Origin of the sequence: Bradyrhizobium sp. STM 3809 (genome assembly GCF_000239795.1) — a bacterium.
GTDB lineage: Bacteria > Pseudomonadota > Alphaproteobacteria > Rhizobiales > Xanthobacteraceae > Bradyrhizobium.
Genome location: NZ_CAFJ01000156.1, coordinates 1 through 15,885, shown reverse-complemented (window position 1 = coordinate 15,885; position 15,885 = coordinate 1). Strand labels below are relative to the sequence as shown.

General features: G+C 66.1%; 20 protein-coding genes and 1 tRNA gene. 10 read left to right on the top strand and 11 right to left on the bottom strand.

The window, feature by feature from the left end; translation table 11 throughout:
* The coding region (locus BRAS3809_RS37030; protein ID WP_210161097.1) for a hypothetical protein at positions 1-207 on the top strand (207 nt) is incomplete at its 5' end.
* A gap of 501 nt (positions 208-708) precedes the next feature.
* Here the strand turns inward: BRAS3809_RS37030 and BRAS3809_RS08110 are convergent.
* Positions 709-1,011 (bottom strand): HU family DNA-binding protein, encoded by a 303-nt coding sequence (locus tag BRAS3809_RS08110; RefSeq protein ID WP_006614754.1) that lies wholly within the window; start codon positions 1,009-1,011, stop codon positions 709-711.
* 566 nt (positions 1,012-1,577) lie between these two features.
* Between BRAS3809_RS08110 and BRAS3809_RS08105 the strand changes: the two genes are divergently transcribed.
* Together BRAS3809_RS08105 and BRAS3809_RS08100 are read left to right on the top strand one after the other, a co-directional pair.
* Entirely contained in the window at positions 1,578-2,030 is a 453-nt protein-coding gene (locus tag BRAS3809_RS08105) for a VOC family protein (protein WP_008961600.1), read from the top strand.
* 287 nt (positions 2,031-2,317) lie between these two features.
* Positions 2,318-2,983: a glutathione S-transferase family protein gene (locus tag BRAS3809_RS08100; protein ID WP_502685662.1), complete on the top strand. Its 666-nt coding sequence runs from the start codon at positions 2,318-2,320 to the stop codon at positions 2,981-2,983.
* A 5-nt stretch (positions 2,984-2,988) separates the two neighbouring features.
* Here the strand turns inward: BRAS3809_RS08100 and BRAS3809_RS08095 are convergent, their stop codons facing one another.
* Positions 2,989-3,273, bottom strand: a complete 285-nt coding sequence (locus BRAS3809_RS08095; protein WP_035655737.1) for a porin — start codon at positions 3,271-3,273, stop codon at positions 2,989-2,991.
* A gap of 45 nt (positions 3,274-3,318) precedes the next feature.
* Positions 3,319-3,576 carry a PilZ domain-containing protein gene (locus BRAS3809_RS08090; protein WP_008961598.1) on the bottom strand — a complete coding sequence of 86 codons (258 nt, stop codon included), beginning with the start codon at positions 3,574-3,576 and terminating at the stop codon, positions 3,319-3,321.
* 393 nt (positions 3,577-3,969) lie between these two features.
* Here BRAS3809_RS08090 and BRAS3809_RS08085 point away from each other — a divergent pair, with 393 nt between their 5' ends.
* Positions 3,970-4,269 (top strand): hypothetical protein, encoded by a 300-nt coding sequence (locus BRAS3809_RS08085; RefSeq protein WP_008961597.1) that lies wholly within the window; start codon positions 3,970-3,972, stop codon positions 4,267-4,269.
* A 154-nt stretch (positions 4,270-4,423) separates the two neighbouring features.
* On the opposite strand, the gene BRAS3809_RS08080 is transcribed toward BRAS3809_RS08085, so the two are convergent.
* A tRNA-Glu gene (locus BRAS3809_RS08080) sits at positions 4,424-4,498 on the bottom strand.
* Between the two features lie 217 nt (positions 4,499-4,715).
* Complete coding sequence (locus tag BRAS3809_RS08075; protein WP_008961596.1) at positions 4,716-5,048, bottom strand: monooxygenase system ferredoxin subunit; 333 nt, start codon at positions 5,046-5,048, stop codon at positions 4,716-4,718.
* A 208-nt stretch (positions 5,049-5,256) separates the two neighbouring features.
* Here BRAS3809_RS08075 and BRAS3809_RS08070 point away from each other — a divergent pair, with 208 nt between their 5' ends.
* Positions 5,257-6,009, top strand: a complete 753-nt coding sequence (locus BRAS3809_RS08070) for a hypothetical protein (RefSeq protein ID WP_008961595.1) — start codon at positions 5,257-5,259, stop codon at positions 6,007-6,009.
* Between the two features lie 317 nt (positions 6,010-6,326).
* Here the strand turns inward: BRAS3809_RS08070 and BRAS3809_RS08065 are convergent, their stop codons facing one another.
* The 3 genes from BRAS3809_RS08065 to hemA form a co-directional block, all read right to left on the bottom strand.
* Positions 6,327-6,539, bottom strand: coding sequence for a hypothetical protein (locus tag BRAS3809_RS08065; protein WP_008961594.1), 213 nt, complete (start codon positions 6,537-6,539; stop codon positions 6,327-6,329).
* Positions 6,540-6,640: 101 nt separating this feature from the next.
* Positions 6,641-7,219 carry a hemerythrin domain-containing protein gene (locus BRAS3809_RS08060; RefSeq protein ID WP_008961593.1) on the bottom strand — a complete coding sequence of 193 codons (579 nt, stop codon included), beginning with the start codon at positions 7,217-7,219 and terminating at the stop codon, positions 6,641-6,643.
* Positions 7,220-7,355: 136 nt separating this feature from the next.
* On the bottom strand, positions 7,356-8,585 hold the full coding sequence (gene hemA / locus BRAS3809_RS08055) for a 5-aminolevulinate synthase (RefSeq protein ID WP_008961592.1): 1,230 nt from the start codon (positions 8,583-8,585) through the stop codon (positions 7,356-7,358).
* Positions 8,586-9,034: 449 nt separating this feature from the next.
* On the opposite strand from hemA, the gene BRAS3809_RS08050 reads away from it, so the two are divergent.
* From BRAS3809_RS08050 to BRAS3809_RS08035, 4 genes are all read left to right on the top strand, one after another.
* Entirely contained in the window at positions 9,035-9,268 is a 234-nt protein-coding gene (locus tag BRAS3809_RS08050) for a hypothetical protein (protein WP_008961591.1), read from the top strand.
* Between the two features lie 193 nt (positions 9,269-9,461).
* Positions 9,462-10,490, top strand: coding sequence for a PrsW family intramembrane metalloprotease (locus BRAS3809_RS08045; RefSeq protein ID WP_008961590.1), 1,029 nt, complete (start codon positions 9,462-9,464; stop codon positions 10,488-10,490).
* Positions 10,491-10,618: 128 nt separating this feature from the next.
* Complete coding sequence (locus BRAS3809_RS08040) at positions 10,619-11,206, top strand: HdeD family acid-resistance protein (protein WP_008961589.1); 588 nt, start codon at positions 10,619-10,621, stop codon at positions 11,204-11,206.
* A 229-nt stretch (positions 11,207-11,435) separates the two neighbouring features.
* On the top strand, positions 11,436-12,521 hold the full coding sequence (locus BRAS3809_RS08035; RefSeq protein ID WP_008961588.1) for a 3-deoxy-7-phosphoheptulonate synthase: 1,086 nt from the start codon (positions 11,436-11,438) through the stop codon (positions 12,519-12,521).
* Between the two features lie 52 nt (positions 12,522-12,573).
* On the opposite strand, the gene BRAS3809_RS08030 is transcribed toward BRAS3809_RS08035, so the two are convergent.
* From BRAS3809_RS08030 to epmA, 3 genes are read right to left on the bottom strand one after another with little or no spacing between them, the layout of a single operon-like run.
* Positions 12,574-12,855: a hypothetical protein gene (locus tag BRAS3809_RS08030; RefSeq protein ID WP_008961587.1), complete on the bottom strand. Its 282-nt coding sequence runs from the start codon at positions 12,853-12,855 to the stop codon at positions 12,574-12,576.
* 36 nt (positions 12,856-12,891) lie between these two features.
* Positions 12,892-13,986 (bottom strand): lysine-2,3-aminomutase-like protein, encoded by a 1,095-nt coding sequence (locus BRAS3809_RS08025; RefSeq protein ID WP_008961586.1) that lies wholly within the window; start codon positions 13,984-13,986, stop codon positions 12,892-12,894.
* Entirely contained in the window at positions 13,983-15,038 is a 1,056-nt protein-coding gene (gene epmA / locus BRAS3809_RS08020) for an EF-P lysine aminoacylase EpmA (RefSeq protein WP_008961585.1), read from the bottom strand. The genes BRAS3809_RS08025 and epmA overlap by 4 nt, the downstream gene beginning before the upstream one ends.
* A gap of 162 nt (positions 15,039-15,200) precedes the next feature.
* Here epmA and efp point away from each other — a divergent pair, with 162 nt between their 5' ends.
* Entirely contained in the window at positions 15,201-15,767 is a 567-nt protein-coding gene (gene efp / locus BRAS3809_RS08015; protein ID WP_008961584.1) for an elongation factor P, read from the top strand.
* Positions 15,768-15,885: the final 118 nt, after the last annotated feature.

Genomic DNA, 15,885 nt, shown 5'->3' with positions numbered 1-15,885 from the left:
AGCTCGCGGCGATGCCGGGCCTGCGGGAACCAAGCGCACCGTCAGGCGTTTTCCGTCGTCTCGGTGGATCGGCGAATGGCATCCTGGTTCGAACTTCTGGTCAACATCATCGGCTATGGCGGGTTCGTCGTGATCGCATCCCGCCCTCATGCCGACAGCGCCGGCGCGACTGCGGATATGAGCCGCGACGAGGCCGGCGACACCTGAGTCAACCGCCGCTATCGCCAGAATCCTTGCCGCTCTGTCCACAGGCGATCCGCAGCATATCCACAGCCCGGGCGCTCCAATCTTTTGAGAATTTATTCAACGGCTTGCTGCGCAACAAAGCCCCGCTTGTCCCCAGGGATCATGCGGCATTCCGCCCGGGGCTCGCGCCGCGCGGACGATCCGGACGGGTACCGCGATCCGGTGGGACAACATGTCTTCGCCTGCCGCCAAATCATTGCCTGCCGGCTTGAACCTTTGGCCGGCTGCCCAGACACATGAGTACTGGGGATTTCAGGGCCCAGTGTTCGAGGGTGGCGCCACGCGACGAAGATATTCCGTCGCGCTGGCGCTGCTGTCGTTTGGGCGCCCGCGCAGAGCGCGCCGGCCGCGACCGCGCCGCGCGATGTCTCGATCGTGGACCGCATGACCGGGACACATCCCGCAACGAAAAGGCCCCCTTCTCAGGGGGCCTTGCCGTGCATTCGAACTGCCGGGGCAGGATCAGGCGACCGCGTCCTTGGCGGCCTTGACCGGGCGCGCGCGCACGATCTTGCGGGCCGGCTTGGCCTTGAACATCATCTCTTCGCCGGTGAAGGGGTTGGTGCCCTTGCGCGCCTTGACGGCCGGCTTCTTGACGACGACGAACTTCGCGAAGCCCGGCACCAGGAACACGCCGTTCTTCTTCAGCTCCTTGTGGCCGACGTCGGTCAGCGTCTCCATGACGTTCTTGACGTCACGCTTGGACAGCTCGGTGGTGGTCGCGATCTTCTCGATGAGTTGCGACTTCGAGAGTTGGGTAGCCATCGTATCTCCTTATGATTGGTACCGATGAATGACGTGACGACTGCGCGGCTATCAGCGCATTGCTGCGCAGACTGGTCGGGGTTTTCTGGCTGCATTGCACAGCCGGGACTTCAGTCGTCTGGTGGTGTAGCACCCCGCGATTTTCGGGATTCTCCTGCATTTCAAGGGGCCCCGAAGCACCCACAGCGGCGCCAAAATTCCAACGGAGCGCGGAGAAGTCAAGCTGCGATGCCGATCGAATGGAGCATGCGATTCATTTTCCCCTATATTTCCAGGCATTTTCGACGCTCCTGCGTGATTTTGGCCGCACATGACCGGCAAAACGCGCTGAAAAACCCGTATGCGGCCGCATCGCGCCGGTTCGCCGGCCCTGCGAATCACGGCTGAAAACAGCGATTCGCGCGCGTCCGAACCGATCGCTGCATCGTTGGCCGCCCGACACATCCGCGCGAGCGCGCATCGTTGGCGGCTCGGTCTTGCTGCGCAAGCGAGCCGATTGCTGCTATGGATCGCCGTCCGCAGGCGGTCGTTGAACATCCGCCTGAAGCTCAGGGAGACAAGGAACGATGCGTTATCTTCACACCATGCTGCGCGTGCGCAATCTCGACGTCGCGCTCAAATTCTATTCCGATGCGCTCGGCCTCAAGGAGGTGCGCCGGATCGACAACGACAAGGGCCGCTTCACCCTGGTGTTTCTCTGCGCACCCGAGGATGAACACCTGCTGAAGAGCCTGCCGCCGACGCGCGGCGCGCCGCTGGTCGAGCTCACCTACAATTGGGACGAGGAGAAGTACGGAGAGGACCGCTTCTTCGGCCACCTCGCCTACGAGGTCGACGACATCTACGCCACCTGCGATCGGCTGATGAAGCTCGGCATCACCATCAACCGGCCGCCGCGCGACGGCAACATGGCGTTCGTCCGCTCGCCCGACCTGCACTCGATCGAGCTGCTGCAGAAGGGCGAACCCAAGGCGCCGGCCGAGCCCTGGCTGTCGATGCCGAACACCGGGCATTGGTAGGCGCCGCACGGCTCTCATCGGCCGCATCAGGGCCGGAACATCGAGGCCACCCTCGCGTTGTCGCTCCGATTGACGGAGAGGATACGAGGAGGCCGAGATGGGTCGAGGAATCTTGCTGTGGTTGTTGGGCGTGCCGATCCCGGTGATCATTCTGCTGTGGCTGTTCTTCGGCCGATGACGGCCGGGAACGATCGAGAGCACGACTGACCGCGCGACGCGTTCAACCGAAAAGCCCCGCCAGAAGCGGGGCTTTTTGCGTGAGATGCGCTATCAAGACGAACAGCGACATGGGATCATCACAGGAGCCGAACGTGCCCACCGCGACGCAACTGACGATCTGGGGACGGCCAAATTCCGTCAACGTGCAGAAGGTGCTGTGGTGTCTGGCCGAGCTCGACCTCGATTTTCACCGCATCGATGCCGGCATGCAGTTCGGCCGCAACAACGACGCCGATTATCTCGCGATGAATCCGAACGGCCGCATCCCGACGCTGGTCGATGGCGATTTCGTGCTGTGGGAGAGCAACGCGATCATGCGCTATCTCTGCCTCGCCCATGGCGGTGACACCCCGCTCTATCCGGCGCAGCCGCGCCATCGCGCCGCCGTCGAGCGCTGGCTCGACTGGACGCTCTCGACGGTGCAGCCGATCGAGCGCCCGCTGTTCTGGGGCCTGGTACGCACCCCGCCTGCGCAGCGCGACATGATCGCGCTGCAGAAGGCCGCCGATGAGGCCGCGGCGATGTGGCGCATTCTCGACGCCCATCTCGCCACACGCAGCCATGTCGAAGCCGAAAGCTTCACGCTGGCCGACATCGCGCTCGGCGCCTATGCGCGGCGCTGGTTCGGGGTCGAGGGCGTGATCAAGCCGGAGCTGCCGAGCCTGGCGCGCTGGTACGAACGCATCGCGCAGCGGCCGGCCTTCATCCGGCACATCGCGCCGCCGCTGTCGTGAGGGCGTCAGCGCCCGACAGAGGCGCCCGTCTCGAAGCGCAGAGCCCCGCCGACTTTCACGCAGGTGTCGGTGCCTTCGACGCGAACGAAATTGGCGCCGAAGGATGCGCAAGGATTCGCTGCACCGGGACGGGATGCCGGCCTTCTGGTCGCCGGCGGCTTGCTGGTCGTCGAAGCCTCACTGGCCGCAGCGGAATTGGGCGCAAGCAGCGACGACCCCGGCGAGCCGGCGGATGCGGGGGCCGCGATGGCCCGCGACGCGATGATGCCGAGAATGAAAGATCTGCTCATGCCGCTTGATAGCGCGTCGATGGCGACGACGCGACGGCGGATGCGCTACTTGCCGATGAACTTGACGCCGACCGAGCTGCCGCGGCGCCAGACCACCTGGCACAGCCGCCCGGTGCGCGCGTCCCGGGCGAAGGCGAGCCGGATCGTGGCAGGCAGCGCCACCGCATCCTCAAGGGTCAGCTTCGCGCCGGCGCTGGAGATGTCCTGAACCAGGCAATGGCGCACGGCGAAACCGCCATCCAGCGTGATCCACGCCGGCTGCCTCATCGACTTGCGGGCTTCCCGCTTCTTGGTCGCGGCCATCATCCTGCTCCTGCTCGCCTGCTGCAGTACGGCAAGGACCCTAATGGAGGGTTGATCGGACTGGAGCCGGCCTGCGATACCTCGCGCGGAGCGGTCCTAGGGAGAACAGACATCAGCGGGAACAGGCTTCGAAGGACAGCGGTAGCGCGATGGGATCGACACTCCGCGCCGCGCAACAGCCTCCATGAAATATTAACCCTCGACCGTTCTGCACCCGCGCCGCGACCTGATCGGTGATCGCCTGCCACTCAATGCGCGCGAGTGGTTCGGACCGCCTCTCCAGAGAGAGCGATTTTCGTCTGTGGGCTCCCCCTGGCAAACGACAGCTCGGCGTTCGGCCGAGATTGATCTCGCTCCCAAGTTGCGTTCATATCTGTCAACATGGGGGACGCGATGCGGTTTGGTTTGATCATTGCCTTGATGCTGTTGGTGAGCGGCTGCATGACCGATAATGGCGGGAACGGCCTCGCCGGGGGCCTCGTTCAATCGACGGTCTTTGCGCAGCCTTCAGTTGTTTATCACACAGGAGACAACGTCGAGGTCTCCTATTACAATGGCGGACTGCAGCAGTCCTACAACGAACGCAACGCCATGGACCTTTTGAAGAAGGAATGTGGAGGCGCGTTTCGCATCGTAGGCCGATCGAACGCGCCGAACGGCGATTCGTATGTCGATGCCGTCTGCGTGCGCTGAAGCCCCCGCGTGGCCCGCTCGGCTCGCTGCCCGAATTCTGAAATCGGTCCGATCGAACCGAGTGCCCGAGGGTCACTCGCCTTCCGGATCGTGCTCAGTCCCGAGCGGTGTGATCCCGCCCAAGAAAACATGATCTCGATGTTGATCCGGGGAATGGCGCTCCCTAGCGGAATCGAACCGCTCTCTCCACCGTGAAAGGGTGGCGTCCTAACCGATAGACGAAGGGAGCACGACGTACGATACCGCGGAGGCACGGGGCCCGGCGCTATCGCCGTTTGCGCGCTTCTCTGAAAACCTTCACCAAATCAGTGTCTTGCGACCATGATCTGCGAGGCCGGCTGAACCATCGGGGATGATTCCGCGCCGCGCGCGCCGAACGTATAGAGGCGTTTGCGCGCTCGGGCAAGCCGCCCGTGGACGTCTTTACCGGCCGCCATCCGCCATGCTCAACGGGCCGCAAATTTCGGCGAGATCCCGTCGGTGTCGATATAGACGATGCCGTCCTCAACCTTCAGCGGATACTCGGCCAGCGCGCTCTCCGGCGGATGCACGGGCTCGCCGGTCAGCGCGTCCCAGGTCCAGTTGTGCACCGGGCAGCTCAGCACGCGGCCATCGAAGCCCGCCTCCTCCATCGGCGCGGCGGTGTGCGGGCAGATGCCCTGGAACGCCTTGAGCTCCCCATTGTCGGGCCAGGCCAGGATGATCAGCTGGGCGTCGGCGATGACCAGGCGCATGCCGCCTTCATCGATCGTATCGGCCTTGCAGACGCGGGTGAACATGCGCGGTGCCTCCTCGTGCTCGCGATGAAATCGTCGTTTGGGGATCGAGCTGAGCAAGACTTGTTCCGCCCGCCTCGCGTCCGCGCGCGCAAAACGATGGCACCCTTCTTGCTGCCTGCCTCGCGGAGACATCGTCGACTGCGCCACCTTTGTCGCGAAAGCGACAGGGCCACAGTCGCGGCGGCGAGATGCGACGACGGAGTGGCACATGACCGACCTGACGGAGCTGAGGACACGCAAGGAGCCGCTCAACCTCGCCATCGTCCATGTCGATCCTGACGCCTTCATTGCCAACCTGATGGGATGGCTGGAGATCACGGCGTTCATCAAGGCGCAGCGCGCCGGCGAAGCGACGGTGCCGGCCGATGGCAGGACGCCGGCCTTGTCGGCCGCGCAGCTCAAGACCGGCGGCGTGCACGAGGTCGGCAACGACGCGCTGTTTGCGTTTGCGATGACCGCGGCGCTGAAGGGCGACAAGGCTGCCGTCGACAAGGTCGAGACCGCCCTGCTCGACCAGATGGGCCCGGACTTTCCCGGCTCGTTCGCACTGTGGCACTTCCGCGCCACGATCGATGCGCCGACCACGCTCGACGATTTCGTCGGCCAGGCCGGCAAGAAGATGCTGACAGGCGATCTGCCGCCGCCGCCGCTGCGCGCCAAGGAGAATTGGAGCGCGGGCCTGCGCTTCTTCGAAAAGGCGCGCAAGTCGAATTTCATCCACGAGATCATGTATCCGCTGGCGAAATGGACGCGGGCGCGCTGGACCGAAACCGCCGACAAGGGCGTCGCCTTCCTGCATCACATCGAGGACAACGTCCCGGTGCTGCGCGACGTCCTGGCGGAGCCGCGCAACGATCAGGCTTTCATCGCGAACGTGCTGCTGCGGCTCGCGCCGGCCGTCGACATGGAATTGAACGAGGAATACCAGGGCTTCCTGCGCTCGCTGGCGCGGCGCAACTGAGCCAGCGCGGTGGCGGCATCCTCCGCTGAGCAGCCGACGCAAAAAGGCCGGCGGGCGTTACGCCGCCGGCCTCTTGTCGCGACTGCCGGCTCCGGCCGTCCGGTTCCGTCGCACTCCTGGGGGAGTATGCGACCAGGGTCGCGCGACTTGGTTAATGATGGATTAATGCATATGCAGCCGTGCGACAGACAACGTCACGATGCACGGCAACCGAGCGCCACGACGGGACCAGCGTCATCATGAAGCGACGCAATGCGCCTCGCGGAGCGATCCTGCGGACGTGGCCCGGTGCGCACGCCACGCCGCCCGCTGAGCGCTCAGCTCAGGATCAAGGCCCGCTTCTTCTCGCGACGCAGCTTGAGCTCCTGGCAGCCCGACAGCCGCACGAACTCCTGCGGATGAACGTCATAGCCATGGCAGCCGAATGAACTCTGCTGCGACATCGGCGTCTGCGCCGGACTGTTGCGGCCAGCCGCCCGTCCGGCCGACGTCGCTCGGACCGGCTCGAGCCCAGTGTTCGACGCGGTCATAGCCAACTCCGTGAAAGAGAGCCTGCCCCCACGAGCGGGAACTATAGCCGTCCGGCCAACAGGCGCAATTGAGACAAAGCGTCCGTGAGACAGAGTGTCCCTCACCCCGCTGCGGCGCGCGCCTGCTCCGCCTCCTGCTCCCAGCGCAGGATCGTCCGCTCCAGATTGTGGAATTTCTCGGCGACCTCGCCGTCGAACAGCGGGTCCTTCTCGTCGGACATGCGGGCATCGATGTCGGCCCAGTCCTCCGGCTGAAGCGCGCGCAGGGCTGCCGGAAACAGCAGCGTTTCCTCCTTGCGCAGATGCTCGCGCTGGCTGTCGATGAACTCGAGCACGGCGGCATGGAAGCTCTCGCGCAGGATCTCCTGGTCCGCCAGGACCGCGTTGACCGCGTCGGCAAAGCGGCGCAGCCGCTGCGCCTCGGTCACGTGCTCGTCGTCGACATTGCCGTAGGTCGCGGCGGCCGCCGGATCGCGCGCGCGCAGCTTGCCGAAGATCATCTCCTCCTTGGGATGATGACAGCGCTGCGGATAGTCCTCGAAATAGGCGATGATGCTTTGCAGGATGTCGTAGTCGGGCCGCCGATTGTGATCGAACAGCTCCAGCTCATGCTCGAGCACCGAAAGGAGCTTCTCGAGATTCTCGTGCTCCTGCAGCAGCGCCTCGATGATCTTTGCCATGGCCGCCTCTTTGCGCCGGCCGGGTCCTACCCAACCGGCATGTTCCCCGTTTGGAGAACATTACGCCCGCGCGGACGCGGGCGGCATTGCGGCAGATCAAACTGACAGGTCGACGTGACAAATCAGCCGGACGGACCTACTCCGCGGCCATCGCCTGCGCCGCGCGCGGCAGACCGAGCCGGTCCCAGACGTCGACGAGCGCCTCGGCGAGCGCATCGATCAGGCCGTCATCATGGTAGGGCGACGGCGTGATGCGCAGCCGCTCCAGGCCGCGCGGCACGGTCGGGTAGTTGATCGGCTGGATGTAGATGCCGTGCTCGGACAGCAGCAGGTCCGAGGCGGTCTTGCACTTCTCGGGATCGCCGACATGCACCGGCACGATGTGGGTATCCGAGGGCATCACCGGCAGGCCTGACGCGTTCAGCACCGCCTTCAGCCGCGCCGCCCGATCCTGATGGCGATCGCGCTCCCATTGCGAGGTCTTCAGGTGGCGGATCGCCGCCGTCGCGGCGGCGCAGACCGGCGGCGGCAAGGCCGTCGTGAAGATGAAGCCCGGCGCGTAGGAGCGGACGGCGTCGATCAGATTGGCGTTGGCGGCGATGTAGCCGCCGAGGCAGCCGAACGCCTTGGCGAGCGTGCCCTCGAGGAGGTCGATCCGCGCCATTGCGCCATCGCGCTCGGCGATGCCGCCGCCACGCGGGCCGTACATGCCGACCGCGTGAACCTCGTCGACATAGGTGAGCGCACCGTAGCGCTCGGCGAGATCGCAGATCCGATGCAAGGGTGCGACGTCGCCGTCCATCGAATACAGGCTCTCGCAGACGATCAGCTTGGGCCGGTCCGGATCGGCCGCGGCCAGCAACTCCTCCAGATGTGCGAGGTCGTTGTGCCGCCAGACCTGCTTCTCGGTGCCGGCCTTGCGCACGCCTTCGATCATCGAATTGTGGTTGAGCGCATCCGACAGCAGCAGGCAGTTCGGCAGCAGCTTGGCGATCGTCGAGATGCCGGTCTCGTTGGAGACGTAGCCGGAGGTGAAGACCAGCGCCGCCTCCTTGCCGTGGAGATCGGCAAGCTCGCGCTCGAGCTCGACCAGCGGATGGTTGGTGCCGGCGATGTTGCGGGTGCCGCCGGCGCCGGTTCCCATGCGCGCGGCGACATCGATCATGGCGCCGATCACCTTCGGATGCTGGCCCATGCCGAGATAGTCGTTGGAGCACCAGATGACGACGTCTTTCGGCCCCTCGGGCGAATGCCAGATCGCGCGCGGAAACCGGCCGGCGAGGCGCTCGAGGTCGGCAAACACGCGGTAACGGCGTTCCTGGTGCAACTGGGCGAGGGCACGGTCGAAATAGCTGTCGTAGTTCATCCTGATCGTCCTTCCCCTGCCCGGCCCGCGCCAGCGTTGCAGCACGCCCTCAAAGGTCCGTTTCGGGCCCGACCAAAGCCCAGTTGAGCGGACCGTTCGTTGATTTAGATCAGGGAGCCTGCACGGTTCCGGGCATTTGCCGGAGCGGCGCCGCTCGCCGCGCGTGCCGGGGCGGGTGACTGATGCCAGCTTCCAGCGCAGCTGCTTGCGGCCGACGACACGCTCCCGTCCTGCGCGCAATGCGCCGCATTCGCACTTCGATCCCGGCCAGGAAATTTGAATCTCGGCGAGATTGGTCAAACATTTGCACACTTTCGCGGCGAACTATGGCAGGCATCGCTGGCGCGATCGGATTGCGCCGAGGCTTCAGTCAAATTTTGAGTTGAGGCTTAAGGAGAGGCTCGGCGATCGGCTTCACAGGCCGCGCCTCGCCGGAGACGAGGGGCATCATGAGAGTACTTGCGTTCGTCCTTGCCACGCTGGCCATCGGCCAGGCCGCTCATGCCGAGGGGCTGGAGTGCCGGCGCGTGGCGGATCCCACGCCGCGGCTGAGCTGCGTCGAAACGCCGACGACCGCCCAGGCACCGGCCCCGGGACGGACCGACGTCTGGACGCCTTCGGAGCCGCGCCAGCCGACGCGTGACGGCGACGGCGCGACGTCGAGGAACTCCCGGGTCCGCTGAGGCGGTGATCGGAACGGCGGCGCTGCTTGCGCGACCGCGTGTCCGCGCCAAATCATCCGCGGTGATGCCTTGATGGACGGCTGTTCTTGCCGACATGTAGCTCTTGCCCGGCCGCCATGGAGCGATGTCAAATCCATGCGAGGCGCGGGAGGTGAAGCGCTGGGCTTCGTCCAGCATCGGATGATCGGAGACCATGGCCTACCTGCCATCGCAAATCAACCTGCTCGAAGCGCTGGCGACCGTGGTCGGAACGGCGGCGATCGCGCCTGCGCTGCTGATCCTCTGGCTGGTGGTCGCCGCCGGTGACAATTCAGGTCCGCCGCTCAAGATCTGGACCGCCTTCCTGCTCGGCGCCGCCAGCGTGCTGCTGCTCGGCATCATCCGGGCGCCGTTCCAGAATGTCGGCCTGGCGATCGAAAATCCCTGGATCGCGCAGGCGGCCCGCGCGCTGTTCAGCGTCGCCCTGCCGGAGGAAATCGCCAAGGTGGCGGTGATCGCGGCTCTCTGGTCGCGGCGCCGGCAGGTCGGCAATGCCATGGATACGGTGTTCTATGGCGCGGCCGTGGGTCTCGGCTTTGCCGCCTACGAGAACCTCGCCTACCTCGTCCAGCACGCCGAGATGTGGCGCTCCCTGGCAATCCTGCGCAGCGTGCTCACCGTCCCGTTCCACGGGGCGCTGGGCATCATCGCCGGCGCCTATCTGGCGATCGCGCGCACCTCGACGGCGCTCGGCGCCAACCGGCACAATCGGGACTGGGCGCGGATGTCGAGCTGGGCGCTGGTGCTGGCCGCCCCGGTGATGCTGCATGCGGCGTTCGACTATCCGCTGCTGCTGCTGCAACGGGCGTCCAGCCTCGATCCGACCTCGCGGCTCTGGCTCGGTGCTGTCAGCGTCCTGATCGGCTTCTCCTCGATCGGGCTCGCGGTGCGGCTGGTGCGCCGGGTCGCGCATCACCACACGCCGCGCACCCAGCTGGCACGGGACCGGCTGAGCCAGCTGCGCCGGATGTGGGCGCTGCTGCTGCTCGGCGGCGCCGCCGGCTTCATCGGCCTCGGCTTCGTATTGACCTCGATCCGGCACTGGCTGCTCAACCCCGACCGCAACGTCGCCGGTGTCCTGGTTCCCCTGGGGCTGACGGCCATTCTTCTCGGAGCGGCCCTCCTGATTGTCACAACGACGGTCTATGTGTTCGGCCGCAACCGCATGCGGACCACGGCCTAGGCGCCGGCCGCAGGGCTCTGTTGCAACGAAACGCGCCGCGCGCGCTTGTCCGCGCCGGGGTTCCACACCATTTGCGAGGACAGGCAGCCGCGGCGGCCAGCGCCGCGACCGTGCCGGAGTGACGATCAATGACCCTGCCCCAGGATACGATTCCGCCCGAACTCGATCGCATGAGGTCGCAGATGAGCGCGGCCGTGCGCGCGCATTGGAAGGCCTTTCTGATCGAGGGCATCCTGCTCGCGGTGCTCGGCCTTCTCGCCATGGTCCTGACCCCGCTGGCGAGCCTGGCGGTCACGATCTTCCTCGGCTGGATGTTCCTAATCTCGGGCGTCGCCGGCCTCGCGCTGACCTTCTGGGCCCGCGGCATGCCCGGCTTCTGGTGGTCACTGCTGTCGGCGGCGCTGGCCATCATCGCCGGCATCATCCTGGTGGCGCAGCCGATCCAGGGCACGCTGACCCTGACGGTCGTGATCGGCGTCTATTTCCTCGCCGAGGGCGTCGCCACGATCATGTATGCGCTGGAGCACCGGCGCGAGCTGTCCGGCCGCTGGTCCTGGCTCGCGATCTCTGGACTCGTCGACATCGCCATCGCCGGCATCATCATCTCCGGTCTGCCGGGCACGGCGACCTGGGCGATCGGCCTCCTGGTCGGCATCAATCTGTTGTTCGGCGGCCTGTCGATGATCGGCATGGCGCTCGCAGCCCGCAGCGCCTGAGCCGGGAGCTTCCATTTTTGGGATGACAAGCGGCGCCGCGGCCGCTATAGGACGAACATGATCGACGCCGCCATCAGCTATTATTGGTACTTTAGCTACGACAGCTCGCTGGCGGCGGGAGGATCGCGCTCAATCTGACACATTGCAGCAAGAACTCCGAACAAGCCGCCAGACCTGGCGGCTTTTTTATTGCCGGCAGGTGCCCTTCAAGTGACACCAGGAGCCCGCCGTGCTGAGTACGACAGACGATCTGCGCATCAAGGAAATCAAGGAATTGAGCCTGCCCCTGGAGGTGATGGGCGAGATTCCGCGCACCCTCACCGCCACCCGCGTGGTGATGGCCGCGCGCAACGCCATCCACGCCATCCTGACCGGCACCGACGACCGCCTGCTGGTCATCGTCGGCCCCTGCTCCATCCATGATCCGAAGGCCGCGCTCGACTACGCCGGGCGGCTGGCCAGCTTGCGCGAGCGCCTCGGCGACCGGCTGGAGATCGTCATGCGCGTCTATTTCGAGAAGCCGCGCACGACTGTCGGATGGAAAGGCCTGATCAACGATCCCGATCTCGACAACTCATTCGACATCAACAAGGGCCTGAGGCTGGCGCGCAACGTACTCTCCGCCGTCAACAATCTCGGCCTGCCGGCGGGATGCGAATTCCTCGACATGACGACGCCGCAATACATCGCCGACCTCGTCGCCTGGGCCGCGATCGGCGCGCGCACCACCGAGAGCCAGATCCATCGCGAGCTCGCTTCCGGCCTGTCCTGTCCGGTCGGCTTCAAGAACGGCACCGACGGCAACATCCGCATCGCCTCGGATGCGGTGAAGTCCGCCGCGCATCCGCATCATTTCATGGCGGTGACCAAGGGCGGCCGCTCGGGCATCGCGGCGACCACCGGCAACGAGGACTGCCACATCATCCTGCGCGGCGGCGCCGGCCCGAACTACGACGCCGCTCATGTCGAGCAGGCGTCCGCCGAGCTGGTCAAGGCCGGCCTGCCGGCGCGGCTGATGATCGACACCAGCCACGCCAATTCGAGCAAGAAGCCGGAGAACCAGCCGCTGGTCGCCGCCGACGTCGCCGGCCAGCTGGCGAACGGCGAGCAGCGCATCATGGGCGTGATGATCGAGAGCCATCTCGTCGCCGGCCGCCAAGACGTCAAGCCCGGCGTGCCCTTGACCTACGGCCAGAGCATCACCGACGGCTGTATCGGCTGGGACACGACGGTCGAGGTGCTGGAGCAGCTGGCCGAAGCGGTTTCCGCCCGGCGAGCCGCGCGGGGGCAGGCCGTTCGCGAGCGCTCCGCGTAGCGCGCTCAGACGCTTGGTGCGGCGCGCCCCGCGCGCGCCGTACGATCTCGGCTCAGCAGCCGCGGCAGATGCTCTTGATCTTGCGATCGAGCTCGCGGTCTTCCTTGCTCATGTTGCCGCTCATCGAGCTGTCCTCAGCCTGGTCGGCCTTCGGCAGATCGCTCGGCCGCGGCTGACGATGGCCCCTGGGGGCCTCAGCGCTCCCCCGGGCACCGCTACCGGTGCCACTGCCGCTGCTCTGCGCCAGCACCGTGCCGTCGGCCACCAGCATCAGGAGCCCCATCGCGATCGCAAGCGGCTTCATCGGAAGTCTCTTCATCGCAAGTGTCTTCATGTTGCTCCTCCGTGTCAGCGGAATCGGCCGATCACTTCATTCCCCGGCGGGCGGATAGAGGTGCGCCTCGCCGCAATAGTCAACCACACGATAGCGGGTTTGCAGAGCTGCGACATGATCCTGCGCAACAGAATCCTCGGCAGTGATGTATTGCGGTCCGACCGGCGCCTTGCCGTAGCCGCCGGGAATGTCGAGCACGTAGTCGGGCTGGCACAGGCCGGAGACCCGCCCGCGGAGCGCCCGAATCAGCGCCTGCCCCTCTGCGAGCGTGGTGCGCAGATGCGCGGTGCCCGGCGCAAGGTCGCCATGGTGGAGATAATACGGCTTGATGCGGGTCTCCACGAAGGCACGCATCAGGGCCTCCAAGGTTGCCGCGTCGTCATTGACGCCGCGCAGCAGCACCGACTGGCTGACCAGCGGGATGCCTCCGTCGATCAGCAGGGCGCACGCAGCGCGCACGTCGGGGCTCAGCTCGCGCGGATGGTTGGCATGCAGTGCGACCCAGGTCGCCGCACCCTCGGCTTTCAGCGCATGGACCAGCGCCGGCGTGATGCGGGCGGGATCGGCGACCGGCAGCCGCGTGTGGATGCGGATGATCTTGACATGATCAATCGCGGCGAGGTCGGCCATGATCTCCTTGAGCCGCCGCGGCGACAGCATCAAGGGATCGCCGCCGGTGAGGATCACCTCCCAGATCTCGCCATGCGACCGGATGTAGTCGAGCGCCGCACGATAGGCGTCCTCCGACAGCGCATTGTCCTTGCCGGGTCCGACCATCTCGCGGCGGAAGCAGAAGCGGCAATACACCGCGCAGACATGCACGAGCTTGAGCAGCACGCGATCGGGATAGCGGTGCACGATGCCCGGCACCGGCGCATGCGCATCGTCGCCGATCGGATCGCCGCGCTCGCCGGGCGCCGCGACCAGCTCGTCCACCGACGGCACGAACTGGCGCGCGATCGGATCGTCGGGATCGTCGCTGTCGATCAGGTCGGCGAGATGCGTCGTCACCGCGACCGCGTAGCGCTGCGCCACGGTCTCCAGCGCGGCCTGCTCGGCCGGAGCCGCGAGGCCTTGCGCGACCAGATCGGCCGCGCTGCGCAAGGTCGTGGGACGTTCGATCCTGTTCATCGCTGCTCACCTGCCGGCGGCGTCCACACCACCTGATCGATCCTGACCGCGCCGGCCGCCAGCATCACCAGCCGGTCGAAGCCGAGCGCGACCCCGCTGGCCTGCGGCATGGCGGCCACGGCGGCGAGGAAATCCTCGTCGAGCGGGTAGCGCTCGCCATAGCGCCGCTGCTTCTCGGCCATCTCCTGCTCGAACCGCAGGCGCTGCTCGCCGGCATCGGTGAGCTCGCCGAAGCCGTTGGCGAGTTCGACGCCGCAGGCATAGACCTCGAACCGCTCGGCGACGCGCGGGTCGGCCGCCGCCACCCGCGCCAGCGCGGCCTCCGGCGTCGGATACTCGTACAGCACGGTCACCCGCCCGTTGCCGAGCTGCGGCTCGACATGCTCGACCAGGATCTTGCTGAACAGGTCCGACCAGGTGTCGTCGTCGCTGATCCGGATCTTGCCCTGCGCGGCTGCCGCCAGCGCGTCGCGATTGCCCACATGCGCGTGGATCGTCGCCAGCAGGTCGATACCGGCGTGACGCTCGAACGCACCAGCAACCGTCAGCAGTTCGGGCTCGGCGTAGGGATCGGCGGTCCGGCCGCGGAAGCCGAACTGCCGGATGCCTGTCGCCTCAGCCGCATGGGCGATGACGACCACGGTGTCGGCCATGATGGCGTCGTAGGCCGCCTCGGCCCGGTACCACTCCAGCATGGTGAATTCCGGCAGATGCAGGTCGCCGCGCTCGCGATCGCGAAACACCCGGGCGAACTCGAAGATCCGCCGTTCCCCTGCCGCCAGCAGCTTCTTGCAGGCGAATTCCGGAGAGGTTCTAAGATACCTCTGGCGCGGTGTACCATCGGGGCCCGTCAGCGCGGTGGCCGGCGCGTGCAGATGGGTCTCGTTGCCCGGCGAGACCTGCAGGATCCCGGTCTCGACCTCGGTAAATCCCTGCTCCTCGAACCACGCCCGCAGCGCACGCATGATCGCCGCCCTGGCCTGCAGGAACGGCCTGACGTCGGCATGCCGCTGCGGCGACCACCAGGGGGACGGGGCTGGCTCGGCCGACATCAGCGGACCATCCGCCAGGGCCGCAAAAGACTGGCCGAAGGACTGGCCAAGGGACTGGCAACGCCGGACAAAATCAGTATGTTGCGCCCCGAAACCGCACCCGGCGTCCGACCGCCGCCCGGCTCTGCCCGTTGCCGGGCCCCAGAATCAGGAAAAACCGCTTTGAAAGTCATCGCCAGCTCTATTCGCAAGGGTAACGTCATTGAGCAAGACGGCAAGCTCTACGTTGTCGTCAGCGCCGAGAACATCCATCCCGGCAAGGGCACCCCGGTCAGCCAGATCGAAATGCGCCGAATCAGCGACGGCGTGAAGATCTCGGAGCGCTACAAGACCACCGACCAGGTCGAGAAGGCCACGATCGAGGAGCGCAACTACACCTACCTGTACGAAGACCAGGACGGCTTCCACTTCATGAACCCCGAGACCTACGACCAGGTCCAGGTGCCGAAGGATGTCGTTGGCACCCAGGCGGCGTATCTCCAGGAGAACATGACCGTCAAGCTGTCGATGCACGACACCAATCCGGTCTCGATCGCGCTGCCGCAGCGGGTCACGCTCGAGGTGGTCGACACCGAGCCGGTCACCAAGGGCCAGACCGCGTCGTCGTCCTACAAGCCGGCCGTGCTGTCCAACGGCGTCCGCACCGGCGTGCCGCCGCACATTACCGTCGGCACCCGCATTGTTGTGATGACCGAGGACGGCTCCTATTGCGAGCGTGCCAAGGACTGACGCATGATGCTGGTGGAGATGGCATGATCTGACGCCGGGGGGCGCGGGGGATTGGGGGCAAGGTTCACCTTTATCACCGCCGCCCTGGCGGCGGTGATCACGCTGGCCGCGAGCTCGC

Bases quoted from the DNA above. Each gene is read 5' to 3' on its own strand.
- BRAS3809_RS08075 (WP_008961596.1), bottom strand. From the start codon at position 5,048: ATGTTCACCCGCGTCTGCAAGGCCGATACGATCGATGAAGGCGGCATG.
- BRAS3809_RS08110 (WP_006614754.1), bottom strand. From the start codon at position 1,011: ATGGCTACCCAACTCTCGAAGTCGCAACTCATCGAGAAGATCGCGACC.
- BRAS3809_RS08095 (WP_035655737.1), bottom strand. From the start codon at position 3,273: ATGAGCAGATCTTTCATTCTCGGCATCATCGCGTCGCGGGCCATCGCG.
- BRAS3809_RS08065 (WP_008961594.1), bottom strand. From the start codon at position 6,539: ATGACCGCGTCGAACACTGGGCTCGAGCCGGTCCGAGCGACGTCGGCC.
- BRAS3809_RS08050 (WP_008961591.1), top strand. From the start codon at position 9,035: ATGAGAGTACTTGCGTTCGTCCTTGCCACGCTGGCCATCGGCCAGGCC.
- BRAS3809_RS08040 (WP_008961589.1), top strand. From the start codon at position 10,619: ATGACCCTGCCCCAGGATACGATTCCGCCCGAACTCGATCGCATGAGG.
- epmA (WP_008961585.1), bottom strand. From the start codon at position 15,038: ATGTCGGCCGAGCCAGCCCCGTCCCCCTGGTGGTCGCCGCAGCGGCAT.
- BRAS3809_RS08085 (WP_008961597.1), top strand. From the start codon at position 3,970: ATGCGGTTTGGTTTGATCATTGCCTTGATGCTGTTGGTGAGCGGCTGC.
- BRAS3809_RS08030 (WP_008961587.1), bottom strand. From the start codon at position 12,855: ATGAAGACACTTGCGATGAAGAGACTTCCGATGAAGCCGCTTGCGATC.
- hemA (WP_008961592.1), bottom strand. From the start codon at position 8,585: ATGAACTACGACAGCTATTTCGACCGTGCCCTCGCCCAGTTGCACCAG.
- BRAS3809_RS08090 (WP_008961598.1), bottom strand. From the start codon at position 3,576: ATGGCCGCGACCAAGAAGCGGGAAGCCCGCAAGTCGATGAGGCAGCCG.
- BRAS3809_RS08045 (WP_008961590.1), top strand. From the start codon at position 9,462: ATGGCCTACCTGCCATCGCAAATCAACCTGCTCGAAGCGCTGGCGACC.
- BRAS3809_RS08070 (WP_008961595.1), top strand. From the start codon at position 5,257: ATGACCGACCTGACGGAGCTGAGGACACGCAAGGAGCCGCTCAACCTC.
- BRAS3809_RS08100 (WP_502685662.1), top strand. From the start codon at position 2,318: ATGGGATCATCACAGGAGCCGAACGTGCCCACCGCGACGCAACTGACG.
- BRAS3809_RS08025 (WP_008961586.1), bottom strand. From the start codon at position 13,986: ATGAACAGGATCGAACGTCCCACGACCTTGCGCAGCGCGGCCGATCTG.
- BRAS3809_RS08105 (WP_008961600.1), top strand. From the start codon at position 1,578: ATGCGTTATCTTCACACCATGCTGCGCGTGCGCAATCTCGACGTCGCG.
- BRAS3809_RS08060 (WP_008961593.1), bottom strand. From the start codon at position 7,219: ATGGCAAAGATCATCGAGGCGCTGCTGCAGGAGCACGAGAATCTCGAG.